Source organism: Pseudomonas gregormendelii, from assembly GCF_017114825.1.
Lineage (GTDB): Bacteria > Pseudomonadota > Gammaproteobacteria > Pseudomonadales > Pseudomonadaceae > Aquipseudomonas > Aquipseudomonas gregormendelii.
The window spans coordinates 1-26,144 of the sequence record NZ_JADEVO010000048.1 but is presented as its reverse complement, the minus strand read 5'-3'; the positions used below and the strand labels follow the sequence as shown (position 1 = coordinate 26,144).

General features: G+C 52.7%; 30 protein-coding genes and 1 pseudogene. 18 read left to right on the top strand and 13 right to left on the bottom strand.

Annotated elements, in window-relative coordinates; genetic code table 11:
- Positions 1–116: 116 nt before the first annotated feature.
- From IMW75_RS24050 to IMW75_RS24025, 6 genes are all read left to right on the top strand, one after another.
- The gene (locus tag IMW75_RS24050) at positions 117–1,610 is read left to right on the top strand and encodes an acetyl-CoA hydrolase/transferase family protein (RefSeq protein ID WP_045059071.1); all 1,494 of its coding nucleotides are present in this window, start codon (positions 117–119) and stop codon (positions 1,608–1,610) included.
- Positions 1,611–1,929: 319 nt separating this feature from the next.
- The gene (locus IMW75_RS24045; protein WP_007902752.1) at positions 1,930–2,145 is read left to right on the top strand and encodes a DUF1127 domain-containing protein; all 216 of its coding nucleotides are present in this window, start codon (positions 1,930–1,932) and stop codon (positions 2,143–2,145) included.
- Positions 2,146–2,528: 383 nt separating this feature from the next.
- Entirely contained in the window at positions 2,529–2,846 is a 318-nt protein-coding gene (locus IMW75_RS24040) for a DUF2388 domain-containing protein (RefSeq protein WP_045059072.1), read from the top strand.
- 108 nt (positions 2,847–2,954) lie between these two features.
- Positions 2,955–3,272, top strand: a complete 318-nt coding sequence (locus IMW75_RS24035; protein ID WP_205893954.1) for a DUF2388 domain-containing protein — start codon at positions 2,955–2,957, stop codon at positions 3,270–3,272.
- A gap of 27 nt (positions 3,273–3,299) precedes the next feature.
- Positions 3,300–3,620 carry a DUF2388 domain-containing protein gene (locus tag IMW75_RS24030; RefSeq protein ID WP_045059074.1) on the top strand — a complete coding sequence of 107 codons (321 nt, stop codon included), beginning with the start codon at positions 3,300–3,302 and terminating at the stop codon, positions 3,618–3,620.
- Complete coding sequence (locus IMW75_RS24025; RefSeq protein ID WP_205893953.1) at positions 3,617–5,578, top strand: DUF7844 domain-containing protein; 1,962 nt, start codon at positions 3,617–3,619, stop codon at positions 5,576–5,578. The genes IMW75_RS24030 and IMW75_RS24025 overlap by 4 nt, the downstream gene beginning before the upstream one ends.
- A 20-nt stretch (positions 5,579–5,598) precedes the next feature.
- Here IMW75_RS24025 and trpA read toward each other — a convergent pair whose 3' ends face one another.
- Both trpA and trpB read right to left on the bottom strand, forming a co-directional pair.
- Entirely contained in the window at positions 5,599–6,408 is an 810-nt protein-coding gene (gene trpA / locus IMW75_RS24020; protein ID WP_045059076.1) for a tryptophan synthase subunit alpha, read from the bottom strand.
- On the bottom strand, positions 6,408–7,643 hold the full coding sequence (gene trpB / locus IMW75_RS24015; RefSeq protein ID WP_122840849.1) for a tryptophan synthase subunit beta: 1,236 nt from the start codon (positions 7,641–7,643) through the stop codon (positions 6,408–6,410). Before trpB ends, trpA begins: the two co-directional genes overlap by 1 nt.
- Before the next feature lie 112 nt (positions 7,644–7,755).
- Between trpB and IMW75_RS24010 the strand changes: the two genes are divergently transcribed.
- Positions 7,756–8,649, top strand: coding sequence for a LysR family transcriptional regulator (locus tag IMW75_RS24010; RefSeq protein ID WP_045059078.1), 894 nt, complete (start codon positions 7,756–7,758; stop codon positions 8,647–8,649).
- Here the strand turns inward: IMW75_RS24010 and IMW75_RS24005 are convergent.
- On the bottom strand, positions 8,646–8,972 hold the full coding sequence (locus IMW75_RS24005) for an ElaB/YgaM/YqjD family protein (RefSeq protein WP_045059079.1): 327 nt from the start codon (positions 8,970–8,972) through the stop codon (positions 8,646–8,648). The two genes, IMW75_RS24010 and IMW75_RS24005, sit on opposite strands and share 4 nt — an antisense overlap.
- Before the next feature lie 157 nt (positions 8,973–9,129).
- On the opposite strand from IMW75_RS24005, the gene IMW75_RS24000 reads away from it, so the two are divergent.
- Entirely contained in the window at positions 9,130–9,345 is a 216-nt protein-coding gene (locus IMW75_RS24000; RefSeq protein ID WP_045059080.1) for a dodecin, read from the top strand.
- Positions 9,346–9,467: 122 nt separating this feature from the next.
- A complete protein-coding gene (locus IMW75_RS23995; protein WP_045059081.1) occupies positions 9,468–9,689 on the top strand; it encodes a DUF1161 domain-containing protein in 222 nt (73 codons plus the stop codon).
- Positions 9,690–9,754: 65 nt separating this feature from the next.
- Here the strand turns inward: IMW75_RS23995 and IMW75_RS23990 are convergent, their stop codons facing one another.
- Positions 9,755–10,756 (bottom strand): LLM class flavin-dependent oxidoreductase, encoded by a 1,002-nt coding sequence (locus tag IMW75_RS23990; RefSeq protein ID WP_205893952.1) that lies wholly within the window; start codon positions 10,754–10,756, stop codon positions 9,755–9,757.
- Positions 10,757–11,000: 244 nt separating this feature from the next.
- Here IMW75_RS23990 and IMW75_RS23985 point away from each other — a divergent pair, with 244 nt between their 5' ends.
- Positions 11,001–11,432: an OsmC family protein gene (locus IMW75_RS23985; protein WP_205893951.1), complete on the top strand. Its 432-nt coding sequence runs from the start codon at positions 11,001–11,003 to the stop codon at positions 11,430–11,432.
- Between the two features lie 174 nt (positions 11,433–11,606).
- Positions 11,607–11,846, top strand: a complete 240-nt coding sequence (locus IMW75_RS23980) for a DUF1161 domain-containing protein (RefSeq protein ID WP_045059084.1) — start codon at positions 11,607–11,609, stop codon at positions 11,844–11,846.
- A 5-nt stretch (positions 11,847–11,851) separates the two neighbouring features.
- Here IMW75_RS23980 and IMW75_RS23975 read toward each other — a convergent pair whose 3' ends face one another.
- Together IMW75_RS23975 and IMW75_RS23970 are read right to left on the bottom strand one after the other, a co-directional pair.
- Positions 11,852–12,271: a PA0061/PA0062 family lipoprotein gene (locus tag IMW75_RS23975; RefSeq protein WP_201147186.1), complete on the bottom strand. Its 420-nt coding sequence runs from the start codon at positions 12,269–12,271 to the stop codon at positions 11,852–11,854.
- A gap of 40 nt (positions 12,272–12,311) precedes the next feature.
- Positions 12,312–12,734 carry a PA0061/PA0062 family lipoprotein gene (locus IMW75_RS23970; protein ID WP_122840854.1) on the bottom strand — a complete coding sequence of 141 codons (423 nt, stop codon included), beginning with the start codon at positions 12,732–12,734 and terminating at the stop codon, positions 12,312–12,314.
- A 60-nt stretch (positions 12,735–12,794) separates the two neighbouring features.
- Between IMW75_RS23970 and IMW75_RS23965 the strand changes: the two genes are divergently transcribed.
- On the top strand, positions 12,795–13,871 hold the full coding sequence (locus IMW75_RS23965; protein ID WP_205893950.1) for an aminopeptidase: 1,077 nt from the start codon (positions 12,795–12,797) through the stop codon (positions 13,869–13,871).
- Between the two features lie 63 nt (positions 13,872–13,934).
- Here the strand turns inward: IMW75_RS23965 and IMW75_RS23960 are convergent, their stop codons facing one another.
- Both IMW75_RS23960 and IMW75_RS23955 read right to left on the bottom strand, forming a co-directional pair.
- Positions 13,935–14,585 (bottom strand): HAD family hydrolase, encoded by a 651-nt coding sequence (locus tag IMW75_RS23960; protein WP_205893949.1) that lies wholly within the window; start codon positions 14,583–14,585, stop codon positions 13,935–13,937.
- A gap of 27 nt (positions 14,586–14,612) precedes the next feature.
- Positions 14,613–15,158, bottom strand: a complete 546-nt coding sequence (locus IMW75_RS23955) for a gamma carbonic anhydrase family protein (protein WP_205893948.1) — start codon at positions 15,156–15,158, stop codon at positions 14,613–14,615.
- A 62-nt stretch (positions 15,159–15,220) separates the two neighbouring features.
- Between IMW75_RS23955 and prlC the strand changes: the two genes are divergently transcribed.
- Positions 15,221–17,299, top strand: a complete 2,079-nt coding sequence (prlC, locus tag IMW75_RS23950) for an oligopeptidase A (protein ID WP_205893947.1) — start codon at positions 15,221–15,223, stop codon at positions 17,297–17,299.
- Positions 17,296–17,583 (top strand): YheV family putative zinc ribbon protein, encoded by a 288-nt coding sequence (locus IMW75_RS23945; RefSeq protein ID WP_045059090.1) that lies wholly within the window; start codon positions 17,296–17,298, stop codon positions 17,581–17,583. Before prlC ends, IMW75_RS23945 begins: the two co-directional genes overlap by 4 nt.
- Before the next feature lie 61 nt (positions 17,584–17,644).
- On the opposite strand, the gene IMW75_RS23940 is transcribed toward IMW75_RS23945, so the two are convergent.
- Together IMW75_RS23940 and IMW75_RS23935 are read right to left on the bottom strand one after the other, a co-directional pair.
- A complete protein-coding gene (locus IMW75_RS23940) occupies positions 17,645–18,292 on the bottom strand; it encodes a phosphatase domain-containing protein (RefSeq protein WP_205893946.1) in 648 nt (215 codons plus the stop codon).
- 187 nt (positions 18,293–18,479) lie between these two features.
- A complete protein-coding gene (locus IMW75_RS23935) occupies positions 18,480–18,785 on the bottom strand; it encodes a hypothetical protein (protein WP_205893945.1) in 306 nt (101 codons plus the stop codon).
- 199 nt (positions 18,786–18,984) lie between these two features.
- Between IMW75_RS23935 and IMW75_RS23930 the strand changes: the two are divergent.
- From IMW75_RS23930 to IMW75_RS23915, 4 genes and pseudogenes are all read left to right on the top strand, one after another.
- A pseudogene (locus IMW75_RS23930) lies at positions 18,985–19,218 on the top strand (PA0069 family radical SAM protein); the annotation flags it as partial.
- Between the two features lie 102 nt (positions 19,219–19,320).
- Positions 19,321–19,626 carry a hypothetical protein gene (locus IMW75_RS23925; RefSeq protein ID WP_205893944.1) on the top strand — a complete coding sequence of 102 codons (306 nt, stop codon included), beginning with the start codon at positions 19,321–19,323 and terminating at the stop codon, positions 19,624–19,626.
- 21 nt (positions 19,627–19,647) lie between these two features.
- Positions 19,648–19,983, top strand: coding sequence for a hypothetical protein (locus IMW75_RS23920; RefSeq protein ID WP_205893943.1), 336 nt, complete (start codon positions 19,648–19,650; stop codon positions 19,981–19,983).
- 1,116 nt (positions 19,984–21,099) lie between these two features.
- On the top strand, positions 21,100–21,975 hold the full coding sequence (locus IMW75_RS23915; RefSeq protein ID WP_205893942.1) for a hypothetical protein: 876 nt from the start codon (positions 21,100–21,102) through the stop codon (positions 21,973–21,975).
- A gap of 32 nt (positions 21,976–22,007) precedes the next feature.
- Here IMW75_RS23915 and IMW75_RS23910 read toward each other — a convergent pair whose 3' ends face one another.
- From IMW75_RS23910 to IMW75_RS23900, 3 genes are all read right to left on the bottom strand, one after another.
- Positions 22,008–23,699 carry a relaxase/mobilization nuclease domain-containing protein gene (locus IMW75_RS23910; RefSeq protein WP_205893941.1) on the bottom strand — a complete coding sequence of 564 codons (1,692 nt, stop codon included), beginning with the start codon at positions 23,697–23,699 and terminating at the stop codon, positions 22,008–22,010.
- 73 nt (positions 23,700–23,772) lie between these two features.
- Positions 23,773–24,138 (bottom strand): plasmid mobilization protein, encoded by a 366-nt coding sequence (locus IMW75_RS23905; protein WP_205893940.1) that lies wholly within the window; start codon positions 24,136–24,138, stop codon positions 23,773–23,775.
- Between the two features lie 374 nt (positions 24,139–24,512).
- Entirely contained in the window at positions 24,513–26,048 is a 1,536-nt protein-coding gene (locus IMW75_RS23900; protein ID WP_205893939.1) for a recombinase family protein, read from the bottom strand.
- Positions 26,049–26,144 lie beyond the last annotated feature (96 nt).

Genomic DNA, 26,144 nt, shown 5'->3' with positions numbered 1-26,144 from the left:
GCCAACCCGACCAAAGGCTCTAAATCAGTGGTCTGCATTCGACCATGGTAGCGGGAGGATTTTTCTGGAAATCACTAAACTGCCCACCTTGCTTCCGTTGCCCGAGATAACAATCCATGTATCGTGATCGTATTCGCTTGCCTTCGTTGTTGGATAAGGTGATGAGCGCCGCCGACGCCGCCGCTTTGATTGAGGACGGCATGACCGTCGGCATGAGCGGCTTCACCCGCGCGGGCGAAGCCAAGGCCGTGCCCCACGCACTCGCCGAGCGCGCCAAAATCTCTCCGCTGAAAATCACCTTGATGACCGGCGCCAGCCTGGGCAACGACCTCGACAAGCAGCTCACCGAGGCTGGCGTGCTATCGCGGCGCATGCCGTTCCAGGTGGACAGCACCCTGCGCAAGGCAATCAACGCCGGCGAGGTCATGTTCATCGACCAACACCTTTCGGAAACCGTCGAGCAACTGCGCAACCAACAGCTCAAGCTGCCGGATATCGCCGTCATCGAAGCCGTAGCGATCACCGAACAGGGCCATATCGTGCCCACCACCTCGGTAGGCAACTCGGCCAGCTTCGCGATTTTCGCCAAACAGGTCATCGTCGAAATCAACCTTGCACACAATCCAAACCTGGAAGGTCTGCACGACATCTATATCCCGACCTATCGCCCGACCCGCACGCCCATTCCGCTGGTAAAGGTGGATGACCGCATCGGCAGCACTGCCATCCCGATCCCGCCGGAAAAGATCGTGGCGATTGTCATCACCAATCAATCCGACTCGCCATCCACCGTCTTGCCGCCGGACGTGGACACTCAGGCCATCGCCGATCACCTGATCGACTTCTTCAAGCAGGAAGTCGCTGCCGGGCGCATGACCAACAAGCTTGGCCCCTTGCAGGCTGGCATCGGCACCATCGCCAACTCGGTGATGTGCGGCTTGATCGATTCGCCGTTCGAAGACCTTACGATGTACTCGGAAGTCCTGCAGGACTCGACATTCGACCTGATCGACGCCGGCAAGCTGAGCTTCGCCTCAGGCAGCTCGATCACTTTGTCAGCCCGGCGCAACAGCGACGTGTTCGGTAACCTGGAGCGCTACAAGGACAAACTGGTCCTGCGCCCTCAGGAAATTTCCAACCACCCGGAAGTCGTACGTCGCCTCGGTATCATCGGCATCAACACGGCGCTTGAGTTCGATCTGTACGGCAACGTCAACTCTACGCATGTCTGCGGCACGCGAATGATGAATGGCATCGGCGGCTCCGGCGACTTCGCACGAAATGCCCATCTGGCAATCTTTGTGACCAAGTCGATCGCCAAGGCCGGCGCGATCTCCAGCGTAGTCCCCATGGTCAGCCACGTTGACCATACCGAGCACGATGTCGACATCCTCGTGACCGAAGTTGGCCTGGCGGACCTGCGCGGCCTTGCACCCAGGGAACGCGCACGGGTCATCATCGACAACTGCGTGCACCCCGACTACCGCCAGGCGCTGGATGACTACTTCACCGCGGCCTGTGCCATCGGCGGGCATACCCCCCACATCCTGCGCGAAGCACTGAGCTGGCACATAAACCTGGAAGAAACCGGCCGGATGCTGGCCGTGTAAATAGTACAGATAGCCGCTGGCGCAAACACAGTTTCGCCAGCGACCGATTGAAAAGCCCCTATCCGAATAAAACTGTACTACTGTACTGGTTGTTTCCTACAGAAAAGTCCCCAACGTATCGGTATCAACGGCACAATCGCACCAATAAAGTGCCGACAAGTACAGTTGCCTCAATTTAGACCAGTACACCCCCTATTAACAGTTAACTGGTACCTCACAATACAGTTGAACTGTATCTACAGGGACTGGCCAAACGAGAGGATCATTGGCATCAGTTAAACCACTACCTAATCCCGCCACAAGCGGAAGGATGTCAACCATGGAACGTACACTCAGTTCCGAACTGTTCTTCGAAGATACCGCTGCAAAAACCCAGGCTTCGATGCCTCTTCGCGTTATCGCCAACCTGATGTTGTGGCAGCGCCGCATCTCCAGCCGCCATCAACTGGCTCGTCTGGATTCGCGTCTGCTGGCTGATGCCGGGATTAGCGAAGCACAACGCTACGAAGAGCTGAGCAAGCCGTTCTGGCGCTAAGTAGCGTCGCTGGCTCTGACCTGCAGGGTCCACCGCCAGCAACCCGAATTGCACAAACAAGACCCGTCGCCGGAAACCGCGACGGGTTTTGTCGTTTCAGGCCCCTGAAAAACTCAACAAGTACAGTTTCTTAATCAGTGAATACTGCAAGTACAGTTCTGTAGGAGCTGCCGAAGGCTGCGATCTTTTGACGTTGGCGTGGCGAAACAAAGATCAACAGATCGCAACCTTCGGCAGCGCCTACGCAGGGTTTCTTCGGCGCTGGACTGTTCGAACCAGCCCACCCCGGCCTAATATCCAAGGGGAACGTGGCGAACGCTGCAAAACAGACGTCCCATTAAACAAGCCACCTCCCAATCCGGTTCATTTAAAGGAGTTACACCATGTCCCGTCTTCGTCTGCTCAGCGCTGCAGCCCTGCTCGCCGTGGCTGCCAATTCCCACGCCACCAGCTTCATCGTGACCACCGATGCCGTCGTCGGTGCACTGAAAGCCACTTCCGATGCGACTTCCGACGTCACCTCCTCTTTCCGAGATGACAAGATCGTCCGTGCCGCGCGCGATGACGCTGCCAGTTTCGTAGCCAGCGAAGGTTCGATCCGTGGCGTGAAGCTGGAAAGTGCTCTGGACCACATTCGCCACCAGGCACCTCAACTGAACGCAACCGACGCACAACTGGCCCAGGCTATCCTGACCATCTGACTCGGATGACTGCCATGGGGCGCGCAAGTCGTGTCCCATTGTTTCCGCGCTGGCTCTAAAACAGGCATTACGCTAGCCTTCGGACTCGTTTTCCAACTATCGAGCCTCATGCGTTTTCTTTCAAATCTGTTGATCACTCCGGTATTAATGGCCATTGGCTGGTCGGGATCTGCCCAAGCCTACGACGCCTTCAATCTGTCCACCCAGGGCATCGTAGCCAGCGGCTATGCCACGAGCATGGTGACCTCGGCCCCCTTCGACCGTAAGCTACTGCTCGCTGCAAAGGATGACGCTGCCGCTTTCATCGCCACCGATGGAGCATTGCTTGGCGCGCGCCTGGAGTCCGCACTGGTTTATCTGCGCCATACACGGCCAAAACTTCATGCAAGCGACCTTGAACTGGCGCAGGCAATTCTCGTCCAATAGTTATCCTTGTCCTTCCGGAGTCGTTCCATGCGTAACCCGCTGATTGCCGCCACCCTTGGCCTGTTGTTGCTGGCCGACCTGGCCCAGGCGCAAACCCTGGTAGCCACCAGTAATATTGTTATTCGTGCCAGCCAGCGCACGCTCGATTTCACCTCGGACACCACCACGTCGATCCGTGATTCGAAAATTGTTCGCGAAGCCCATGACGATGCCGCCAGTTTTGTGGCCAGCAATGGCGACATTCGCGGAGCACACCTTGAAGCCGCCTTCGATACCTTGCGTACCCGCGTGCCCGAAGCGCGCGACGCCAGTGACCAGGTTCTCGCCGAAGCCATCCTCGCACTGTGAGGTCGGTAGGCGCCTGGCTGCTGGCCGGGATCGTGTTGCTGCTTGGCAACACGGCTCAGGCTGACCTGCAATTACGGCTCAAGACCACAGGCCTGAGCCCCGCACAACAACAGGCCAGCCAGGCGCTCCTTGATGAAGCCATGCAGGCGTTACCGCCACAGTTCATCCAGCAACTGGACCGTCGCATCGACGTTGGCTGGACTGACGACATGCCCGTCAATGCCTATGGCCAGGCTTCATTGGTTTCTGAGCTCGACCTGAACCGCAACCTGCTCGACAGCCTCACGGACGGCAGTGCCGCCAGCAAAAAAACCTATCGTCCCCACGGCACCGTGCGCCGGGAGATACTCGCCACGGTGTTGCACGAGCTCACGCACATCTATGACCGCTCTCGTCTGTGGACGGGGACCGAACGCACGCTGATCCAGCGCTGCACCCGGCGCAACAGCAGTGCCGGGCTGGTCGGCATGCCAGACGAGTGTCGCGGCCAGAACGACCGCCGCTTCACCCTCAGCGATGATCCACGCCTGCTTGATCTTGCTGGCTGGCAACAATATGTCGGTCGCCGTGGTGAGCGTGAACAGCACAATCGGCAGATCGCGCGCAGCCCGGACATTTACGAGACGAGCAGCCCGAAGGAGTTTGTGGCGGTCAACATGGAGTATTTCCTCCTCGACCCAAGCTACGCCTGCCGTCGCCCGGCGCTCTATCGCTACTACCAGGAACACTTTGGCTGGGCCCCCGCTGCCAAGGAGACCTGCGCCAAATCTTTCGCCTTCCTCAATGCAGGCAACGATTTCGCCAAGCAACCCCTGGGTCAGGTAGACCCGGAGCGGGTTTACGCAGTGGACTATCTGCTGGCCGAAGCCAATCAGAACTGGGTCAGTCGCTGGGGCCACAGCATGTTGCGCCTGGTGATCTGCGCGCCGGGGCGACCGCGGGGGCCGGATTGCCGCCTGGATCTTGATCAACACCTGGTGCTGTCGTACCGCGCCTTCGTCGGCGACGTGCAGCTATCGAGCTGGGACGGGCTGGTCGGCAAGTATCCGTCACGCCTGTTCGTGCTGCCGCTAGCCCAAGTGATCGACGAATACACCAAGACCGAGTTACGCAGCCTGGCCTCGATCCCGCTGACCCTGTCACGCAAAGAGATCGAAGAGGTGGTCGAGCACGCGGCCGAGATGCATTGGAGTTACGACGGCAACTACTTCTTCCTGTCCAACAACTGTGCAGTGGAAGGGCTGAAACTGCTACGTAGTGGCACCAACAACAAGCAATTGGTGGGCCTGGACAGCATCATGCCCAATGGGTTGCTGGAAGTGCTCAAGGGTCGCGGGCTGGCCGATACCAGCGTCCTTGATGATCCGCGCGAGGCCTTGCGCCTGGGCTATCGCTTCGATTCGTTCCGCGACCGCTACCAGGCGATGTTCGAGGTGCTGAAAAAGCATTTGCCAATCAAGCAGGAGAACGTCGAGGACTGGCTGGCGATCAAGGCTACAGAGCGGCGCCAGTGGATCGACCAGGCGGACCTGCGCACCAGTGCCGCCCTGCTGCTGCTCGAGCAGGCAGCGTTCCGGCAACAACTGGTGCTGGCGCAGGATGAGGTCAAGCAACGCTATCTGGGCGCGCGGGAATTGAAGAACGGCGGCATGGACAAGGCCAACGCCACGCTGCAGCAGATTCTTGCCAACAGCGGGTTTCTAAGCCGCCCGGCAGAATTGCTGGGTACTGGCGGTTACGGATTGCCGCAGCCAAGCGAGTGGCAGCGCCTTGAATCGGAAAGCAGCCTTCGGCAGAAACAGCTTCAGGCGCTGACCGGCGATCTGGACAAGGAAGTCAGAGCCCTGCTGGACCCGGCCCGGGCAGCAGAGATGGCGGAGAATGAGGCCAACCTGAAGCAGGTTGGCGAACATTTACGCAAATTGCACAAGGCAGCCGGAGGGCTGGAACTGCCTTGAGCAAAAGCCGCTGACAGGCGTCAGACTCGAGCCTTGCGCACGCCTTCGGACAAGGCTGCGCAAAGGCTCAGTACGCCATCGATCGCCTGGTCAGGTGTGGAGGCATTGGCAATGTGATCGATCAGTGCCGAACCCACCACTACACCGTCCGCAAGACGCGCGATCGCCGCCGCCTGCTCTGGCGTGCGGATGCCGAAACCAATGCTGATCGGCAGGTCGGTATGGCGTCGCAGGCGAGCAACAGCCTCTTCCACGTGTTCCAGGGTCGCCGCGCCCGCACCGGTCACACCGGCTACCGACACGTAGTACACGAAACCGGAGCTGCCGTTCAGCACCGTTGGCAGGCGCACATCATCAGTAGTCGGCGTGGTCAGGCGGATGAAATCCAGGCCGGCAGCCTGTGCCGGATCGCACAACTCACCGTTATGCTCAGGCGGCAGGTCAACCACGATCAGGCCATCCACGCCGGCAGCTTTGGCGTCTTCAATGAACTGCGGCACGCCATACATGTGGATCGGGTTGAAGTAGCCCATCAACACCAGCGGGGTCTCAGCATTGCCTTCACGGAACTCGCGAACCATCTGCAGGGTTTTCGCCAGGTTCTGTTTAGCGCCCAAGGCACGAATGTTGGCCAGCTGGATCGCCGGGCCATCGGCCATCGGGTCGGTAAACGGCATGCCCAGTTCGATAACGTCGGCACCCGCGCCAGGCAACCCCTTGAGGATCGCCAGCGAAGTGTCATAGCTTGGGTCGCCGGCGGTGACGAAGGTCACCAGGGCAGCGCGATTCTGTTCCTTGAGTTCGGCAAAACGCGTTTGCAGGCGGCTCATCAGTGTTTCTCCTGCTTGGATTGCATGTGTTGGGACTGCTCCATGTGGTGCATCACAGTCTGCATGTCTTTGTCGCCACGGCCGGACAGGTTGATCACCATCAAATGATCTTTTGGCAACTTCGGCGCACGCTTGAAGACTTCAGCCAGGGCGTGGGCGCTTTCCAGCGCAGGAATGATCCCTTCCAGGCGGCAGCACTTATGAAATGCATCCAGGGCTTCGTCGTCAGTCACGGAGGTGTACTGCACGCGGCCGATGTCATGCAACCAGGCGTGTTCCGGACCGATACCGGGATAATCCAGGCCAGCGGAAATCGAGTGAGCGTCGATGATCTGGCCGTCATCGTCCTGCAGCAGGAAGGTGCGGTTGCCGTGCAACACACCTGGAACCCCACCGTTGAGGCTTGCCGCGTGCTTGCCGGTTTCGATCCCGTGACCGGCCGCTTCAACGCCGATGATTTCCACGCTCTGGTCATCGAGGAACGGGTGGAACAGGCCCATCGCGTTGGAACCACCGCCGATGCACGCCACCAGGCTGTCTGGCAGGCGGCCTTCCTGGGCTTGCAGCTGGTCCCGGGTTTCCTTGCCGATGACGGCCTGGAAATCACGCACCATGGCAGGGTAAGGGTGCGGGCCAGCCACCGTGCCGATCAGGTAGAAAGTGCTATCGACGTTGGTCACCCAATCGCGCAGCGCCTCGTTCATCGCGTCTTTCAAAGTGCCGGTACCGGCAACGACTGGAATGACTTCGGCACCCAGCAGCTTCATGCGGAACACGTTGGCCTGCTGACGCTCGATGTCAGTAGTGCCCATGTAGATCACGCAGTCCAGACCGAAACGCGCCGCGACCGTGGCAGTCGCCACGCCGTGCATGCCGGCACCGGTCTCGGCAATAATGCGTTTCTTGCCCATGCGCCGCGCCAGCAGGATCTGGCCAATGCAGTTGTTGATCTTATGCGCGCCAGTGTGGTTCAGCTCTTCGCGCTTGAGATAGATTTTCGCACCGCCACAGAACTCAGTGAGACGCTCGGCGTAGTAGAGCGGGCTCGGACGACCGACGTAGTCGCGCTGGAAGTACGCCAGCTCCTCCTTGAAGGCCGGATCTTCCTTGGCCAGTTCATATTCACGGGCCAGCTCGAGGATCAACGGCATCAAGGTTTCAGCAACGTAACGGCCGCCGAAGCCGCCGAACAGGCCGCTGGCATCGGGGCCACTGCGCAGATTGGTCTGGGTCATGAGTTGCTCCAGTTGAATTCGTGTGATGACAATGACGCTCACTTTACCCCTGACGCCCTGCACTGAAAACCGATAAGATCGCTACAACCTGTCAGGAAAACTCACATATCCCATGAGCCATGACCTCCCGCCGTTAAATGCCCTTCGCGCCTTCGAGGCCACTGCGCGCCTGAACAGCGTGAGCCAGGCTGCCGAGCAGTTGCACGTCACCCACGGGGCAGTTAGCCGGCAATTGAAGGTACTCGAGGAGCATCTGGGCGTCAGCCTGTTCATCAAGGACGGTCGTGGCTTGAAACTCACAGATGCAGGCGTTCGACTGCGCGATGCCAGCAGTGAAGCGTTCGAGCGCTTGCGGACAGTTTGCGCAGAGTTGACTCAAAGCACCGCCGACGCGCCTTTCGTGCTGGGCTGTTCGGGGAGCCTGTTGGCGCGCTGGTTCATTCCGCGCCTGGGTCGACTGAATGCAGACCTGCCGGACCTGCGCCTGCACCTTTCAGCGGGCGAAGGTGACCTCGATCCACGGCGCCCCGGGCTGGATGCCTTGTTGGTATTCGCCGAGCCACCCTGGCCAACGGACATGCAGGTGTATGCCCTGGCCAGTGAACGGATCGGCCCGGTGATGAGCCCGCGCTTCACCGGTTATGCACATTTGCAGAATGCGCCGGCCAGCGCACTGCTCGGTGAGCCGTTATTGCACACCACCTCCCGCCCGCAAGCATGGCCAAGCTGGGCACAGCAAAGCGACCTCAACGCCAAGGCGCTGACGTACGGACAGGGTTTTGAGCATTTGTATTATTTGCTGGAGGCGGCAGTAGCAGGGCTGGGCGTGGCAATTGCACCCGAACCGCTGGTGATCGAAGACTTGAAGGCGGGTCGCCTGGTTGCGCCATGGGGTTTCACTGAAACGACGGCGCAACTGGCGTTGTGGTTACCCAAGCGCGCCGCAGACGGGCGCGCCAGGCAGTTGGCGCAGTGGCTTAAAAACGAGCTGCGCCAAGCGGATTAGTCACCACGTTTGCACAGCAGATAAGCGGCCAGCAAACCCAGTGCACCGACAGCGACACCGGCTGTGGTCCAAGGGTGTTCCTGAGCGTAGTCACGAGTGGCAATCCCGGTTTCACGGGTTTTGACTTTGACTTCTTCGTAGGCATCGCTAAGCAGGTGGCGCGAGTGCTTCAGCGCGCTCTCAGCGTTGGCTTTCAAGACTTTCAGGGTTTTGCGCGACTCGTCCGAGGCGTCGTCCTTCAGGCTTTCCAAAGACTTCAGAAGACTCTCGATCTCGGCTTCCATGCTTTGCAATGAGGCTTTACGTAAAGAGGTGTTGGCCATGGTGGCTCTCCTGCATTGATGATGAGTGGCGTGTGTTGGTTGGGACTACAGCCGTTTGAGAAAGTGCAGTAAATCTGAACTTCTGTATCGAGTTGACCGACAGAAGTAATACGAAAATTCACTGCTAGTCTGTATTTCATACCCCAAGGAGAACGCCATGACTGATCACCATACGTACAAAAAAGTCGAACTGGTTGGCTCATCTGCCACCAGCATCGAAGACGCGATCAACAACGCACTGGCCGAAGCAAGCAAGACCATCAAGCACCTGGAATGGTTTGAAGTGACCGAGACCCGTGGGCATATCGAGAATGGTCGGGCCGCGCATTTTCAGGTAACACTCAAGGTCGGCTTCCGGATTGCCAGCAGCTGAGTTTGAGCTAGTCTTCTGAACTTGCGCGCTGGCCGAATGCCATAGGGAATGGCAAAAGCGCTACATGAGTGCCCCCCTGTGAAACCGGGGTGCCCCTATTATCCGACCAGAGAATGCATCCGATGAAGAAGTTTATTTTGGCGGTAGGTCTGCTGAGCCTCGCCGGTACAGCATTCGCAGCTGGCAAACCGTGCGAAGAGCTCAAAGCCGAAATCGCCGCGAAGCTCGATGCCAAGGGCGTTTCTGGTTACTCGCTGGAAATTGTCGATAAAGGCGCTGCGGCTGGCGGCCAGGTTGTTGGCACCTGCGAAGGCGGCGCCAAGGAAATCGTCTACAAGAAATAAGCGGGTTGCGCCGCACTGAAAGCCGACGCAATGGCGTCGGCTTTTTTACGCCTGGCGTCTGAGTGTCAGCCTTTCATGACCTGCGCCAACAGCTCGTAGGAATGCACGCGATCGGCATGTTCATACAGGTCGCAGGTGAAGATCAGCTCATCCGCCTGGGTTTGCTCGATCAGCACCTCCAGTTTGGCGCGAATTTTCTGCGGGCTGCCAACCATCGCCAGGCCGAGGAAATCAGCCACTGCCTCCTTCTCATGGGGCAACCACAGACCGTCCATGGTTTTAACCGGTGGACGCTGCACAAGGCTCTGGCCCCGCATCAGCACGAGGATTCGCTGGTAGACCGACGTCGCCAGGTAATCGGCTTGCTCGTCGGTATCGGCAGCCACCAATGGCACGCCCAGCATCACGTAAGGCTTGTCCAGCACCGCAGAAGGCTTGAAATGATTGCGATAGACGCGAATCGCCTCATGCATGAAGCGCGGTGCGAAATGGGAAGCGAAGGCGTAGGGCAAACCGCGTTCACCGGCCAGTTGCGCACTGAACAGGCTTGAACCCAGCAGCCACACCGGAACATTTGTGCCCGTGCCAGGCATGGCGATGATCCGTTGATCCGGCGTGCGGGGGCCCAGGTAGCGCATCAGCTCCGCCACGTCAGACGGGAAATCGTCGGCGCTGCCGGAACGTTCCCGCCGCAGGGCACGGGCGGTCATTTGATCGGAGCCAGGCGCACGCCCCAGACCGAGGTCGATACGGCCGGTGTAAAGACTTTCCAGAGTGCCGAACTGTTCGGCAATCACCAGAGGCGCGTGGTTGGGCAGCATCACGCCGCCGGAACCGACACGAATGGTCGAGGTACCACCTGCCAGGTAACCCAGCAAAACCGAGGTGGCCGAACTGGCGATGCCGTCCATGTTGTGGTGTTCGGCCACCCAAAAGCGGTTGTAGCCGAGCTTTTCGACATGCTGTGCCAGGTCGAGGGAATTGCGCAGGGACTGGGCCGCACTGCCATTTTCCCTTACAGGTACAAGGTCCAGGGTCGAAAACTTTATGTCGGTCAATCGTTTCATAAACCTGCTTCTCCAATCGGGGGGAGCAGGTTTTTTCTTGCGAACGAAAACCTGCCGAATCCATAAGCGTGATTCATGCAATGAGGGCATATACCCGAGATTCAATAGCCAAGGCAAAAAAACCTACGAAAATGGTAGGACTTTTCAGATCGGGTGAACTTTGCACCTGCGTCTATCCTCAGAACCCTAGCAACCGAAAACCACGAAGGCGCGACGATTCGCGCCCGATCTTGAGGAGGCAGACATGGCTATCACAAAGAAAGCATCGGCTCATTGGGAAGGTGACCTGAAAACCGGTATTGGCTCGATTTCCACGGAAACCGGCGTACTGCGCGAAGCTCCGTATGGCTTCAAGGCCCGGTTCGAAGGCGGTAAAGGTACCAATCCGGAGGAATTAATCGGTGCGGCACACGCAGGTTGTTTCTCCATGGCCTTTTCGATGATCCTCGGCGATGCCGGGCTCAAGGCTGACAGCATCGATACCAACGCCGAAGTGACCCTGGACCAGGTTGATGGGGGGTTTGCGATCACGGCGGTGAAATTGATCCTGAAGGCGAAGATCCCGGGCGCCACCCAGGAGCAGTTCGAAGAATTGAGCAATAAGGCCAAAGAAGGCTGCCCAGTGTCCAAAGTACTGAATGCCAAGATTACTCTGGATGCGACCCTGGTGAGCTAAATTGGCCCAGGCGTGACAATGATCGCAGCCCGCAGTCGCTTTTACCCAGGTAGAAGCGGCCATGGGCTGCGATTTTTTTGTCCTGAAACAAAACCAGCCAGGTCAAACTGTGGTCGAATAAATGACAGCAGCTCTAGCGCACGACCGTGCGCGCTGCCAGAAAAGGAGCTTCACATGAAACGTTTTGCCTTGGCGATCATCTGCGGTGCACTGGCGACTTCGGCCATGGCGGCGCCCAAGGATTGCGAAGAACTCAGGAAAGAGATCGAAATCAAGATCCAGGCCAATGCAGTGCCTTCCTACACCCTTGAAATCGTGTCCCGGGAAGAAGCCGAGAAGCATGACGTGGCCATGGTTGTGGGTACCTGCGAAAACGGCACCAAAGCCATCGTGTACCAAAAGAACGATAACTGATCCGACTACATCAGGCAGTTGACCTCCCGGTCCTCGGCCACGATCTCGCGCTTGGCGTTGTACAACCTGGCGCTGGGGGTGAACGCCAGATTCCGGGCCTCCAGCAGATAACGCTGGCCAGCCTCGAAATGGTCGTAGTTGATGGTCAGGTAACACAGGCGCTCTACCGGCCCGGTCATCAGGCTCCCGCCGCCGCCAAATACCTCGAAGTCGAAACGTACCAGCAGTTCATGACTGCCGGGGGCGACCTGGAAGAAGCGGCCATCGCGCAACCGCTGCTTATCCAGGCGCTCGGCCATCAGCAACTTGCCACCAGGACTCGGCGTCGCGAAGTCTACCCACGCCATCTGCGGATTGATGGCTGGCATCGGGCTTTGGCAACCGGCGACGACACTGGCGGCGAGCAATAGCAGCAACCTGCGCATTATAAATGTCCTTGGGCGTGGACATTCAGCATAGCGCCGATCAAGTGCGCTGGCAGCCTGCCGGTGCACCTTGGCCTACGACTTTGCGCTGTTGATCGTAGAGCTTGGCCCATGGCCTGAAACCGATGTTGCCCGCTTGCAGCTGATAGCGTTCGCCGGCGTTGAAATCCTTGAATTTCACATGCAGTTGGCAATCGCGCCACAACGGCTCGGCGTCAGGACCGATGTTGGCAGGGTCGACCGGAAACTGATAACGCACGGTCAATTCGTGGCTGCCGGGCTCAACCTCGAAGTAACGCTTGTCTGTGGAAGCTTTGGCATCGACCTGCAATGCTTGCAGCGCGGTGTCTTCCTGCTGCGAGTCGAGGTCGACCCAAGCCTGGGATGGATCGTGATGAGGCAATCCGAATCCAGCACAGCCTGTCAGCATCAACAGGCCGCCCGTCAGCATCAATTTGCGCATAGCGGAGCTCCAGTGCGGCGGGATAGTCTTGCGGGCAGACTTTCCAGGAATAATTTTATTTTGATCAGGCCTTTTCCAAGCCATGGGTTACTTGATCGCGTTTTACGCATTTTGTTTCCGGGTGTGCTGCTTTTGTTGCTCAATGGCTGCGCCAGCGTCAGCTATTACAGCCAATTGGCCAGCGGACAGTTGCAGCTGTTGCGCTCTCGGGAGCCAGTGTCCGAGGTGATCGCCGATCCCCGGCGCGATCAGCAGCTGCGCGCGCATCTGACCCAGTCGCAAAAGGCCCGCTCGTTTGCCAGCGATCATCTGCGCCTGCCGGACAACCAGAGTTACCGCCTGTATGCCGACATCGGTCGCCCGTTTGTGGTCTGGAACGTCTTTGCCACACCGGAGTTTTCCCTGGCAGCGCAAAATCACTGCTTTCCGATTGCCGGCTGCGTGGCCTATCGCGGTTACTACAGCCAGGGTGCAGCCCGCGGCGAGGCTGCCTTGCAGCGACTGCAAGGTATGGACGTTTCGATTGGCGGCGTCGAGGCCTATTCGACGCTCGGCTGGTTCAACGATCCGATCATCAGCTCCATGATGAATTGGGGCGACGAGCGGCTGGCCACGTTGATCTTCCACGAGCTCGCCCATCAACGTCTTTATGTCAAAGACGACACGGAATTCAACGAGTCATTTGCGACATTCGTGGAGCAGGAAGGCACCAGGCAATGGCGCGCCTTGCGTCGCCTGCCGCCGGATAACGGCGCACAGGCCCGGCAACGTGATCAATTCATCGAACTGGTACTGGCGACCCGCTCGCGACTCGAACAGCTCTACACCCTGCCTCTCACACCTGAACAGATGCGCCAGCGCAAGGCGGCAGAATTTGAACGGTTACGCGCTGAATACCGCAAGATCCGCGACAGCCAGTGGGCAGGAGACAAACGCTATGACGCCTGGATAAACGCCCCGCTGAACAACGCCCGGTTGCTGCCATTCGGCTTGTATGACCAATGGGTGCCGGCGTTCGAGGCGCTGTTCCGGCAGGCGCATGGGGACTGGCCTGCTTTTTATGCGGCCGCAGAGAAACTCGGAGCACTGCCAGTGGCAGAGCGCAAGACGGCGCTGAAGGTGTTGGCAGGACCATGAGAATTTGCAGCTGCGCTGCAAGTACGCCATCGCGGGCAAGCCTTTACAGCGATGGCGTACTGTTTAACCCCGCAAAAACGCCTGATGCAGCTCATCCAGCGTTTCAAAATGATAAGCAGGGGTTTGTGCACTCAGCTCCTCACGGCTGCCGAAACCATACCCCACCGCAGCCGCATCCAGACCGTTGCTGCGCGCGCCGATGAGGTCGTGCTTGCGGTCGCCGATCATCAGGGTGGTGGTCGGGTCCAGACCTTCTTCGGCCATCAGGTGAGCAAGCAGCTCGACCTTATTGGTGCGGGTACCGTCCAGTTCACTGCCGTAGATCACCTTGAAATGTTTGGCGAAATCAAAATGCCGGGCAATCTCACGGGCGAAAATCCATGGTTTGGAGGTCGCGATATACAGCTGGCGGCCCTGCCCGCCGAGGGTTTCCAGCAGAGGTGTAACCCCGTCGAAGACCCTGTTTTCATACAATCCGGTGACCTTGAAGCGCTCACGGTAAAAATTCACCGCCTCCCAGGCCTTGGGCTCGTCGAAGTCGTAAAACTGCATGAAGGCCTGCAGCAATGGCGGACCAATAAAGTGTTCAAGCCGGGAAAGATCGGGCTCATCGATCCCAAGTTTGCCCAAGGCGAACTGAATCGAGCGGGTGATGCCCTCGCGAGGGTCGGTCAGCGTGCCATCGAGGTCGAACAAAACGTTCTGGTAATGCATGTGCAATCCTGAGTTGAGTGTGCCGGGTCAGAGCTGGTCGTAGCCTTCAGCCAGGTGCAGCTCCTTGAGCTTCACGTAGTTCGCCGCGCTGTAGGTGAAAAAAGCGCGTTCCTTGTCAGTCAGCTCACGAACCTGCTTCACCGGGCTGCCGACATACAGAAAACCGCTTTCCAGGCGTTTTCCCGGAGGCACCAGGCTGCCTGCGCCGATGATCACATCATCGGCGACCACCGCGCCGTCCATGACAATACTGCCCATGCCAATCAATACCCGGCTGCCCACAATGCACCCGTGAAGCATGACCTTGTGGGCGATGGTCACGTCGTCGCCGATCAGCAACGGGAAGCCATCAGGATTAAACGGGCCGGCATGGGTGATGTGCAGCACGCAGCCATCCTGGACGCTGGTACGCGCACCAATGCGGATGCGGTGCATGTCGCCACGAATCACCGTAAGCGGCCAGACGGAACTGTCTTCGCCGATTTCGACGTCACCGATAACCACCGCCGAACTGTCGACAAAAGCGCCCTTGCACAGCGATGGCGTGTGGTTCTGATACTTGCGAAGCGTCACGATAGGCTCTCTCTCTGTTGCTGATAGCTGCGGTCGGCGTCGATTGTAATTAAGATGGGGCAATGTTTCTTCCAGCCAAGGTGCCAACCGTGAGCGTGAACAACCCTCTTTTGCAGTCCTACGACCTGCCGCCGTTCTCCGCGATCCGTGCCGAGCACGTGCAACCGGCCATTGAACAGATCCTGGCGGATAACCGCGCCGCCATTATCGAGATCCTCAAGACCCAGGGCAAACAACCGACCTGGGTCGGCCTGGTGTTGGCGATGGACGAATTGAACGATCGCCTGGGCGCCGCCTGGAGCCCTGTCAGCCACCTGAATGCGGTGTGCAACAGCGCTGAATTGCGCGAAGCCTACGAATCCTGCCTGCCAGCCTTGAGCGCCTACTCCACCGAGATGGGCCAGAATCGCGAGTTGTTCCAGGCCTTCGAAGCCCTGGCCAACAGCCCGGAAGCTGAAGGATTTGACGTTGCGCAGAAAACTATCCTGGAACACTCGCTGCGCGACTTCCGTCTGTCGGGCATCGACCTGCCCGAAGCCGAGCAGAAGCGTTACGCTGATGTACAGAGCAAGCTGTCGGAGCTGGGCAGCCGCTTCTCCAACCAGTTGCTCGACGCCACCCAGGCGTGGACCAAGCACGTCACCGATGAGGCCAAACTGGCCGGCCTGACGGATTCCGCCATGGCGCAGATGGCCGCCGCCGCGCAGGCCAAGGGGCTGGATGGCTGGTTGATCAGCCTGGAATTCCCGAGCTACTACGCGGTGATGACCTACGCCCACGACCGCGCCCTGCGTGAAGAAGTCTACGCCGCCTACTGCACCCGTGCTTCGGACCAGGGCCCGAATGCTGGCCAGAATGATAACGGCCCGGTCATGGAAGAAATCCTCGACCTGCGCCAGGAGCTCGCCAAACTGCTGGGCTTCGCCAGCTTTTCAGAACTGAGCCTGGCCACCAAAATGGCCGAGTCCAGCGACCAGGTAATCAGCTTCCTGCGCGACCTGGCCAAGCGCAGCAAGCCTTTCGCTGCCCAGGACCTCGAACAGCTCAAGGCCTACGCCGCCGAACAAGGCTGCCCGGACCTGCAAAGCTGGGACAGCGGTTTCTATGGGGAAAAACTGCGCGAACAACGTTACAGCGTTGCCCAGGAAACACTTCGCGCCTATTTCCCGATCGACAAAGTACTCAGCGGCTTGTTCGCAATCGTGCAGCGCCTATACGGTATTGAGATCGCCGAGCAGAAAGGTTTCGACACCTGGCACCCGGATGTACGCCTGTTCGAAATCAAGGAAAATGGTCAGCACGTGGGCCGGTTCTTCTTCGACCTGTATGCCCGCGCCAACAAGCGCGGCGGAGCCTGGATGGACGGTGCCCGTGATCGTCGTCGCACCGCTGACGGTTTGCTACAGAATCCCGTGGCCAACCTGGTGTGCAACTTCACGCCAGCCGACAGTGGCAAACCAGCCCTGTTGACCCACGATGAAGTGACCACGCTGTTCCACGAATTCGGCCACGGTCTGCACCACCTGCTGACCCGCGTCGAACACGCCGGCGTATCCGGCATCAACGGTGTGGCCTGGGATGCGGTCGAACTGCCAAGCCAGTTCATGGAGAACTGGTGCTGGGAGCCCCAAGGGCTGGCATTAATCTCGGGTCACTACGAGACCGGCGAACCGTTGCCTCAGGACCTGCTGGAAAAAATGCTGGCCGCGAAAAACTTCCAGTCCGGGCTGATGATGGTCCGTCAACTGGAGTTCTCGCTGTTCGATTTCGAGCTGCACGCCACCCACGGTGATGGCCGCAGCGTACTGCAAGTACTCGAAGGGGTGCGTGACGAAGTCTCGGTGATGCGTCCACCGGCCTACAACCGCTTCCCCAACAGCTTCGCGCACATCTTCGCCGGCGGATACGCGGCGGGTTACTACAGCTACAAGTGGGCTGAAGTGTTGTCCGCCGACGCTTTCTCCAAATTTGAAGAAGACGGCGTACTCAATGAACAAACCGGTCGCGCCTTCCGCGAGGCGATCCTGGCACGCGGCGGTTCCCAGGAGCCTATGGTGCTGTTCGTCGACTTCCGTGGCCGTGAGCCATCGATTGACGCACTCTTACGCCACAGCGGCCTGAGTGAGGGCGCAGCAGCATGAGCGAGGGGCCTGTGATTACCAAGAGACGCTTCATCGCCGGCGCAGTTTGCCCGGCTTGTAGCGAGCCGGACAAGCTGATGATGTGGAGCGAAAACGACGTTCCCCATCGAGAATGTGTGGCCTGCGGTTATGCCGACACCCTCAATGAACAAGGCTTGTCAGTGCCCAGGGAATTGGGCACTCGGGTCAACACTTCAGCACTGAAAGTCGCGGACGCGAAAGTTCAGGCGGTGCAGTTTTTCCCGAACCCAAAATTGAAAAAGAAGCCTGACGAGCAACAGTGAGTTACCGCCACCCCTTTACCCGTGAATGGGAATGGGGTGGCACTGCTCCCCCAGCGCGCGTTTATTCTACATTTGCCGACTTGAGCCAACTCTTCATCGAGCAAGCAGCGAAAGGGCTGGTGCTGCAATCACCATTGGCCAATGCCGTACGCAGTTTGCCAGTATCGGCCTGCAGGATGTAACGCACACCATCGCGGTAATGGGAATTGTCTCCGAAGCCGCCTTGGGTCATTTCATCCAGGGCCTCCTCCTTGCTCCACCCCTGGATGACGACTCGATACATCGCCGCCATCAAACCGGTGCGATCGGAGCCATGCTTGCAGTGCATCAGCACAGGCCCCTTGCTTTCTGCATCGCGGATAGTTCGAAGCACCTTAAGTACATCCGCATCATCGACGTGATTAGTCCGATACGGCAGTTGTACCTGGGTGACTCCAGGTGATGACAACCAGCCCAAATCTGGCTCGGGCAGGAAGTTAATGACCGTGGCTACCTTGAGCCGTCCCAGTAGAGGCACTGCCTCTCGATCTGGCAACGCGCTTCGGTATAGCGTCGGGGTCATCTGAAACAGGTTGTACCGAATTTCCACCGGTTGCGCCCATTCTTCCGGACGCGTCGACCCCGTGTCTTCGGCATGAGCGTAGGAGAAACCGAAAATTGCGACCAGAAAGCATAAAAATGCAGCAGGTGAAAAACTGGGTAGGAACATGCTCGAACGACCATGGGGCAGATGTGGATAATTGACCACAGTTTCACTGCCGACCAGTCAATGATGTGTGAGGCATTTGTCAAAGAACCGTGAATTAAAAAAACGGCGCAAGGATTCGCGCCGAAAGTCAGGGAACCCGCTCGACAAGTATTCGTTTTTAAATAGTTAGAACAGCGTAATGCTTACATCAGGGGTTAACGATTTTTGAATACGCTTTAGCCAATGCCAGAAGAATGGCCTTGTCCTGAGGGTCGAAATCGCCGTCGCCATCCAGATCACAGTGGCCTGGGCCCATAGTGAAGGTTATCCCGCCATCGTTCGATACGGCTTCACGCTGGATGCACTTCAAGAGGTAATCGATTCTATCGCCATTTACGGGATGATAGCCCTCCTCCTTTGTCGCGAATTGCATGGACACCCGCACTTCCATCGGACTAACGGCTGAAGGCCTCAGCAATTGAAGAAAGATGCCGCGCTGATTGTAGAAAGACATTTATTAAATCCTTTTAATAATTGGGGTCTGAACACTTCCGTGGACCAGGAGCATACTGAAAGTTCTGATGAACACGCCAGCCGCGATATATTTCTCAAGATGACCTGAACCCCTCAATCATAGCCAGGCGCCCAATGGCACTGGTCGAACGCGCCATCGCCATGTACTGTATGGACATACAGTTCAAGAGACGCTTTCGATGGCTACTCCACTTCCGCCGCGTGGCCGGGGCACCGCCACCAACCCGCACAATCGTTTCGCACCGAACCGTTCGATAGCCGAGGACGACGGTTGGTACCAGGAAGTACCGCTCACCCAAGGCACGGAAGTACGCTTCGAAACGGCGAAGACCATCATCACCCGTAACAACTCCCCAGACCTGCCTTTCGATCGCTCGATCAACCCTTACCGAGGGTGTGAACACGGTTGGATATGTTCAGCGATAGGTTCCGTGACGCAGAAAAACTTTGTCAGCCCATCAGTGCTCATGTAAAGATGACTCTTATTACTCGCACATCCACATAGGATAGAAAGCATGGGTCATGAGTTGTTTCAATATCCAGACGGTAAAACTAATTATCAAATTATTAACGAGCTTGGCGAAAAGACAACTATCACACTTGAAAAATGGGTCGCCGATGTTATTCAATTAGAGTTTGATGATGTCCATGGAAGACTTCAAAAAGCTTATGATAAAATCTTAAATGATAAACCAGAGCTTTCTCGTCGTGAGCGAGGTAATGCAATACGTCAAATGGCGGAACGCTCCGCTAATAACTTCCAAGCCTCGAAAAAGAAAGTTCTTGGGTGGAATGATGATGAGCTTTTTGCTCTTTTATAGTGTATTTCTGGAAGTGTTTATATGAATAATGGAACTAGGGCTGCGGTTATATTTTTAGGTTTAATGGCATCGTTTCATGCACATGCGTGGAGCTATAATTTAGTTCAAGACATGGGGGTTCAAGGGACTGTTCGTTACTGTAAATATAATAATGGAGAAATTTACACAACCAACGCCACAGACATTTGCAAAATTTCTATCAGCGACAGCTCGCCGGGCTTTGGCAAAGGACAAGGATTTTTAAAGGGCGAATATGCTGATGGAATGAATAAGGTTTGTGTTTATGATGTTCTTGGTGAGCAAAAAGCTATTCGTATAAGTAGTGTTTCAATATGCCCACTGAATGCTGATTTTTAATATCGTAGCTGGATTAATTCAGCGATAGGTCCATACTCCAAGCAAGGTCGATTTTTGTGTTTGAACTTGTTCAAGCATAAAAATTGAGCACATAGAAAATTCATAAATGAAATTTGTGCTAAATCAAAAACAAGTCTTTTACAACCGCAAATCTCATCCTCGCACGGCAAGCATTAAAATGCTATTTTCAAAAAAAATCTAAAAGTTTTTTCATGCCTTTATATGAAATTATTGATAGTTTGATTTTTCTAACCATCAATTAATGGCTTATATACGGTAAAAAACGCTGTCAATAGCAAATCGAAAATATATTTATAGTCCGACCTTATTCGGATTTACGGGTCAACCTTGTTTGACTTTTTCTTAATTGAGTTTTGCAACTAACCACCTGAATAAAAATCATCGATACGCTTAAAAATCGCTCCCAGTTTAATTTCACCAAAAAACGTGTGGGTGGGCCACCCCCAAGAATGAAAAATTTCAAACCCTGCCACTCGATTTGAAAATAAAACACAACTTATAAAAACGACCATAAAACTCATTATTTCAGTTAATTGATATTAGGGTAGCGTAAAACGCTTACCCTCTCTAAAAACGTCTTTTACGTGAGTTTGTATTTTTAAGAGCATTTCGCTGCTTTTCTAAAAGCGAAGCTACCAGAAGCTTTGGACTTTATTCCCAGTTCAATCCGATAGGGAAAAGGGTTTATGATTTTCAAAGTGTCACACACACGGTAGTAAAGCACTGGAAAAACTACGTTTTATGATTTGCTTCGCTTCGCTACTCAAATCTACGAACTTCGTTCGCCTTTCCCAGATGCTTTTGACTTTTCGCCCCGAACGGGGCATGGCTTTTGATTTTGATTGTAAAAGTATTTAAAAGTAATTAAGAGTATTTAAGGGGGCTGTTTTAGGTTGAAAATAAGCAAATTTTCAGGTGCATAAGGGGGTCGTTATATGCAGATAGGGGGGGCGTTATATGGTGATAAGGGGGGCGTTATATGAAGTATAAGGTGGTCGTTATATGTAGCATTAAAATACTAGGTGTCCGTTATTCTATTGACTTACTCCAAATCTATGATTAGATAGTATTAGCAGAATAACAAAAGGAGCCTAAATGGAGTTAATATTTAACCATCTTGAAACCAAAAAAAAGATTTACGCACAAGACGCATACATGACGTTTGCCAAGTCAATCCTTCACTTACCAATATTTCAATCAGTTAAAAATGGCGAACGCAAAAGAACCGAGTTAAAAATTGACAGCCTTTATGGTTATAAAAATGTTGAGATGCGTTTTTACCCTTTGTCAGTGGGTTTTGATTTTGACGTATTCTATTACATTCTTCAAAAAAAGATAAAATCCGAAAAACTTTCATTCACAATCAACCTCAATCAATTTATGAAGTTTCACAAGGTTCACCCGAGCAACAAAAAGGTTTACATAGAGAAATTAAAGCAGTCGCTTGATAACATGCTTGATTTCTACTTAAAATTTTCATACGGCCCTAACACATACAAATGCCATTTATTAACCCACGTTGAAGAAAACGAAGAAAATAGAGAGGAGATAAAGATAACTTTCAGCAAGTTTTTTGAAAATTTCTACAAGCATGACCCGGACTTGATTTTTAATCTTCAACTTGACCAATTCAAAGAAATAAGTGGCGACTATGCAAAAATGCTTTACATGTTCTACTTCACAAACAAATACGAAGCTGCCGTAGAGTTTAAAATTGAAAGCATAATGAAACGACTGAACTCCGAGGGATACGATAGAAAGGAGGTCTTAAAAAACATCAAGAAAGCCCATGAGCAACTAATAAGCATTGGTTTTTTGAAGAGTGCAACGCCAATTAAAAAAGGACGTGAGCTAGCAGGGTATGAAATTGAATTTGAAAAAAGAAGAGGAAAACCATTGTCTGAGCCAAAAGAAACAGAGAAAAATATCACTGCTGACTTATCGTTATGTGATGAAGAACTGCCATTTTAACGTAGATAAAAAAGCCCTGATGGGCTTTATTTTTACATTTTCAATTTGAATTTTCTTTTGTTTGTCTGTTTCAACTCTCCATCAATTGGAGCACCTGAGCCGTCATCATCAATTAATTTTTGAACATAAGCTGAACATATCTCACGCTCGTCATCATCCAGCTGGTCAATCTTTTCAGTAATATCAAAGTAAATAACTGCGTCAGCTATAACATTTCCATTTTGCTCTAAAACATCTCGAACATATTTCAATATTTCAATTTCTTTGTAATTGTCATGCTTGTTAACCAATTCATCAATAAATATATGGAAATCACTTTCTACATTTTTAACATGTGCAGCGATAAGTTCCTTTTGATGCACATGTGTTGATGTGTCTTGTGTGATAGGCTCAAACTCTTTCATCAAGTCGTCAATCAAGTCGTCACTGGCAGGTCCAACCTGTTCTTGTTCAACCTGCTTTATAGGCTCTGGCGGCTTCTCTGGGGCGTTTTGAACAGGTGTAGGCGTGACGGGTGGAATAATGACAGTTTCGACTGGTTTAGGCTCTTCTATGGCTTTCTTGGCCTTCCATTTTTGAGCTTGTAATTCATAGTCAGCTTTTCTTTGTTCAAGCTCATTCAAGTCTTGTTGCGTAGGTTTATATCCTGCCAATGTGAAACCCTTATCTTCAAGGTTCATCATCTTGAACTCCATCCACATTTTCTTTTTTGCGTAGTCTGGGCCATGAACATATAACGGTCCCGGCTTCTTCATGTCAGTTGTTAGGCGTTGAAGCCCAGCTTTTACACTGTCCCTTGATAAGTCTTGAAATGTAACTTTTGAAGGGTCTTTATGGTATTCAAAAGCCTTCTGGCTGGTAGAGTTTTTAAAGAAATGCTCCACATTGTTGCCGGATTCTTGATGTGTAAATTTCTTTTCAAGGACGGTTTTGTATTTATTCTTTTTAAGAAACTCAATATCTTCATTTGTAGATAGATTTAATTCCTCATTGTATCTACGAGATTTTTTTGAATAGTGCTCCATCAGTTCACTAAATTGATGCTGTTCTTGAAGCTTGTTTTTTAGCTTCGAGTGTTGAATACCTAACTCACTGGCTTTGAATACTTGGCCTTCTTTCTCTAATGAATAGGCGTTTTGTCCATTCGGGATAATGTCAAAGCCTTGCTTGTGAAGGTTAGCAAGGAAAGCCGTTGTTGTAGTTACACCAATGAAAGCTTTTTCAATTTCGGACTTGAATTGTTTCTTGTGTGATTTGATACCCCTGACTTCAAGAGCTTTTTCGTTCCTGCTCTCTTGTGGTTTTGTTTCTAAGTCGGGGTTTAAAGATTTTCTGTTAGTGACTTGAAGTAGTCCGTGTTTCTTTTCGAGTTCAGTTAGCTTCTGCTCTATGATGAGATAATCATCAACCTGATTATATATTTTATTGTTGAAATCTCTGGGTGCCCAAATAAAGTGAACGTGGATTTGTTTAGTATCTGTATGAACAGCAAAAGCGTGCTCACGGTTTAAGCCGTGAGTATCTGAATAAAGTTCTTTTGCTATGGCAAGGGCTTGTTCGGGTGTGATTTTGTCGGATGGGTCAAAAGATACCATTTCGTGAAAGCTGGTATTTCTCTGCTTACCTTTACAAGATTTATCAATTTTTTTCGCTAAGAACTCAATGAACTCTTGCGTTGTTCCGGTTTGGAGTCTGTTGCTATCTATGAGAATAGATTTTTTCAAACCATACCCGAGTGTGTTCTGTGTCTCGCCTTTACTTTTCTGCGTGCTGAGTTTTTTCCTTATCATATTATCCTTATGTTGTTAGTTCAATTTTTTGCGTATTTTGCTCAATTTTTGAATAGTAGATACCAAAGGCTTTTATGGCACTCTGGAAAATACTCATATTAGAGTCGATTATATTGGCCTTCCCTGAGTTTATTGCGGCAGCTATTTGGTTTAAGTTAATGCCGATTTTATTTAAAACTGCTTCTTGCTGTTCCATGTAGCTAACAAACTCATCATTCCTAATTTCAATTACCTTGCAGCCTTCCAATGCTAATTTTTCAATATACTTGGCTTGACTAATTTCTAGCAGTTTTGCATTGGCGACAATTTTGTCTTTTGCTTCTTTTGATATCCTGATATTGAATTGCTCACCATTTCTTTTTTTCTTACTCATAGTTATCCTCGTGATTGGTTTGTGTTTTTCTGGAATGCCCGAAGGCATTGCAGCTACCTGATTTTGCTTTTGTATTTTCAAACGAAGTGTAGAAAATCGAGTAGGGAAGTAAGTGAAAAATGTCGAAGACTTTTGAGCGGTAGGATAAAACGAAGTTTTGTCCTATACATTCCCATTGCTCGCCTTCTTTTTCTTGACTTCATATTATTATGCTAACTCAAGTTTTAAAGTTTTCAATAGTGTATAGGAACAATAGTTCTTGATGATGTGCCTAGGAAGCTACCTAGGAGACTACCTAGGACTGGTATAGGAAAGGTGTAGGAATAAAAAAAGGCCACCTTAAAGGCAGCCTTAAAAAGCAATCTGGTGAAAATCTAGGCGTCTGGATTTATATAGTCCTTGTCATAGTTATAGATGGTTGTGAAATCATCGGGGGGGACAAAGTCTTTTTCGTATTCAAGAACGTTCCCATCACCACCAACAAGCCTCACGATTTTGTTAGTGAACTCTATTTCCATTACTGTCTCTAAGAAGTCAATGCGAATATGGTTTATGATATTCTTCAATTCATTATTGTAGGAAACTCGTTTCGCTACTGCTTCCTCTGTTTTGTCATAAATGATTTTTTCAATATCAATATCTTTTAAGTCATAGAATGATTTAAAAGATGAGAAAATTTGTTCAAGCTCTTTTTTCTTGTCTTCGATTTCTACATCAATGCTGGTAGTGGAGGTTTCTAATTCAATAATTATTTCATTGTAAGTTTCTGAAATGGCTTCGCCATCCATAATCATTGCTTTGATTTTAGATTTGAAATCATGAAGCCTGATGTTGATTTTGTTTCTGTTGTTCTCCAACTTCATAATCGAGTTTTTGACTTCGTCGGCATTGGAGTTTTCTTCTAATAATGTGCCGATATTTATTCCATCGGTGAAGCGAAAAAACATATTGAAAAGTTTTTTGCCGCGAATGGATTGCTGACCAAAATGGCTATTCAAATCACATTTGCCGGTCATCGAGTTTGTGCAAATGAAATAGTCCCTTTCTCCTTTATTCATATATCTAATGGTTCCACCACACCACTTGCAATAGATAAGGTCACGAAAGACGTTATATCGTTGATTTGAGTATCTGCCGGAGAAAGGCTTTCTTGACTTTATGACTGACTGAGCTTTTAAAAAAAGCTCTTCATCAATAACGGCTGGGTAATAGTTAGGGATTGGTTCCCCTTCATCTTTTCTTATGAGCTTTCCATTTTCGTCATAATGGATTTTTTGCGGGCTATGCTCTCCGATAAGCTTTCGATTGCTCAATAGATACTGAGCTTGATGAATGGCAATTTTATCAATGAATAGCTGATTATATTCTTTGGTTGCTTCTTGTAGGCCTTTTGACAAAGAAAGCTTGAAGAGTGTTCTAATTCTTTCTACTTTTTCCTCGTCAATTATGAAGGTGTTATTTTCAACTTTTAACCACGTCGGAACTTTTTTAGTGACGATTTCACCATCACGCATTTTTTTACGATTGTCTTTCCAAGCCTTGCTTGAAAAATCGCTTTTCCGCTTACTCTCTGCGTTAGCTCGTGCAAACTCTACTTGTGCATTAATCCAGTCGCCGACATCAAGGTTATCTGCGTCATAGACCTTGTTTCTATCAAGGATGACAATCTTGATACCGGAAAATAAAAGGTCTGTAAAAATCTTATTACTACGAACCATCTTGTCTCTTGACAGGCGGTCGAAGTTTTCAATGAGCAGGTATGAACCTCGCTCAATTGCACCTTTTCTGACTTCTTGAAGAAACTGACCGAGCACACCCTCAGCACTGGCATTTTTACCGTGGTATGCAGACGTTCCAGCGTCTTCAAGGTGTCGATCTACCGTATCCGCTCCGTGAACCCCACATTCCAAGCGGATAGCTGACGGCTGATGCTGTGCTCCCGATTTTCTTCAGGAGCCCATCACCATGATGCGTCCCAATGCCAGCGTTGAAAAAGTGTACCTCTA

Bases quoted from the DNA above. Each gene is read 5' to 3' on its own strand.
- IMW75_RS24050 (WP_045059071.1), top strand. From the start codon at position 117: ATGTATCGTGATCGTATTCGCTTGCCTTCGTTGTTGGATAAGGTGATG.
- IMW75_RS24045 (WP_007902752.1), top strand. From the start codon at position 1,930: ATGGAACGTACACTCAGTTCCGAACTGTTCTTCGAAGATACCGCTGCA.
- IMW75_RS24040 (WP_045059072.1), top strand. From the start codon at position 2,529: ATGTCCCGTCTTCGTCTGCTCAGCGCTGCAGCCCTGCTCGCCGTGGCT.
- IMW75_RS24035 (WP_205893954.1), top strand. From the start codon at position 2,955: ATGCGTTTTCTTTCAAATCTGTTGATCACTCCGGTATTAATGGCCATT.
- IMW75_RS24030 (WP_045059074.1), top strand. From the start codon at position 3,300: ATGCGTAACCCGCTGATTGCCGCCACCCTTGGCCTGTTGTTGCTGGCC.
- trpA (WP_045059076.1), bottom strand. From the start codon at position 6,408: ATGAGCCGCCTGCAAACGCGTTTTGCCGAACTCAAGGAACAGAATCGC.
- trpB (WP_122840849.1), bottom strand. From the start codon at position 7,643: ATGACCCAGACCAATCTGCGCAGTGGCCCCGATGCCAGCGGCCTGTTC.
- IMW75_RS24010 (WP_045059078.1), top strand. From the start codon at position 7,756: ATGAGCCATGACCTCCCGCCGTTAAATGCCCTTCGCGCCTTCGAGGCC.
- IMW75_RS24005 (WP_045059079.1), bottom strand. From the start codon at position 8,972: ATGGCCAACACCTCTTTACGTAAAGCCTCATTGCAAAGCATGGAAGCC.
- IMW75_RS24000 (WP_045059080.1), top strand. From the start codon at position 9,130: ATGACTGATCACCATACGTACAAAAAAGTCGAACTGGTTGGCTCATCT.
- IMW75_RS23995 (WP_045059081.1), top strand. From the start codon at position 9,468: ATGAAGAAGTTTATTTTGGCGGTAGGTCTGCTGAGCCTCGCCGGTACA.
- IMW75_RS23990 (WP_205893952.1), bottom strand. From the start codon at position 10,756: ATGAAACGATTGACCGACATAAAGTTTTCGACCCTGGACCTTGTACCT.
- IMW75_RS23985 (WP_205893951.1), top strand. From the start codon at position 11,001: ATGGCTATCACAAAGAAAGCATCGGCTCATTGGGAAGGTGACCTGAAA.
- IMW75_RS23980 (WP_045059084.1), top strand. From the start codon at position 11,607: ATGAAACGTTTTGCCTTGGCGATCATCTGCGGTGCACTGGCGACTTCG.
- IMW75_RS23975 (WP_201147186.1), bottom strand. From the start codon at position 12,271: ATGCGCAGGTTGCTGCTATTGCTCGCCGCCAGTGTCGTCGCCGGTTGC.
- IMW75_RS23970 (WP_122840854.1), bottom strand. From the start codon at position 12,734: ATGCGCAAATTGATGCTGACGGGCGGCCTGTTGATGCTGACAGGCTGT.
- IMW75_RS23960 (WP_205893949.1), bottom strand. From the start codon at position 14,585: ATGCATTACCAGAACGTTTTGTTCGACCTCGATGGCACGCTGACCGAC.
- prlC (WP_205893947.1), top strand. From the start codon at position 15,221: ATGTTTCTTCCAGCCAAGGTGCCAACCGTGAGCGTGAACAACCCTCTT.
- IMW75_RS23945 (WP_045059090.1), top strand. From the start codon at position 17,296: ATGAGCGAGGGGCCTGTGATTACCAAGAGACGCTTCATCGCCGGCGCA.
- IMW75_RS23940 (WP_205893946.1), bottom strand. From the start codon at position 18,292: ATGTTCCTACCCAGTTTTTCACCTGCTGCATTTTTATGCTTTCTGGTC.
- IMW75_RS23935 (WP_205893945.1), bottom strand. From the start codon at position 18,785: ATGTCTTTCTACAATCAGCGCGGCATCTTTCTTCAATTGCTGAGGCCT.
- IMW75_RS23925 (WP_205893944.1), top strand. From the start codon at position 19,321: ATGGGTCATGAGTTGTTTCAATATCCAGACGGTAAAACTAATTATCAA.
- IMW75_RS23920 (WP_205893943.1), top strand. From the start codon at position 19,648: ATGAATAATGGAACTAGGGCTGCGGTTATATTTTTAGGTTTAATGGCA.
- IMW75_RS23915 (WP_205893942.1), top strand. From the start codon at position 21,100: ATGGAGTTAATATTTAACCATCTTGAAACCAAAAAAAAGATTTACGCA.
- IMW75_RS23905 (WP_205893940.1), bottom strand. From the start codon at position 24,138: ATGAGTAAGAAAAAAAGAAATGGTGAGCAATTCAATATCAGGATATCA.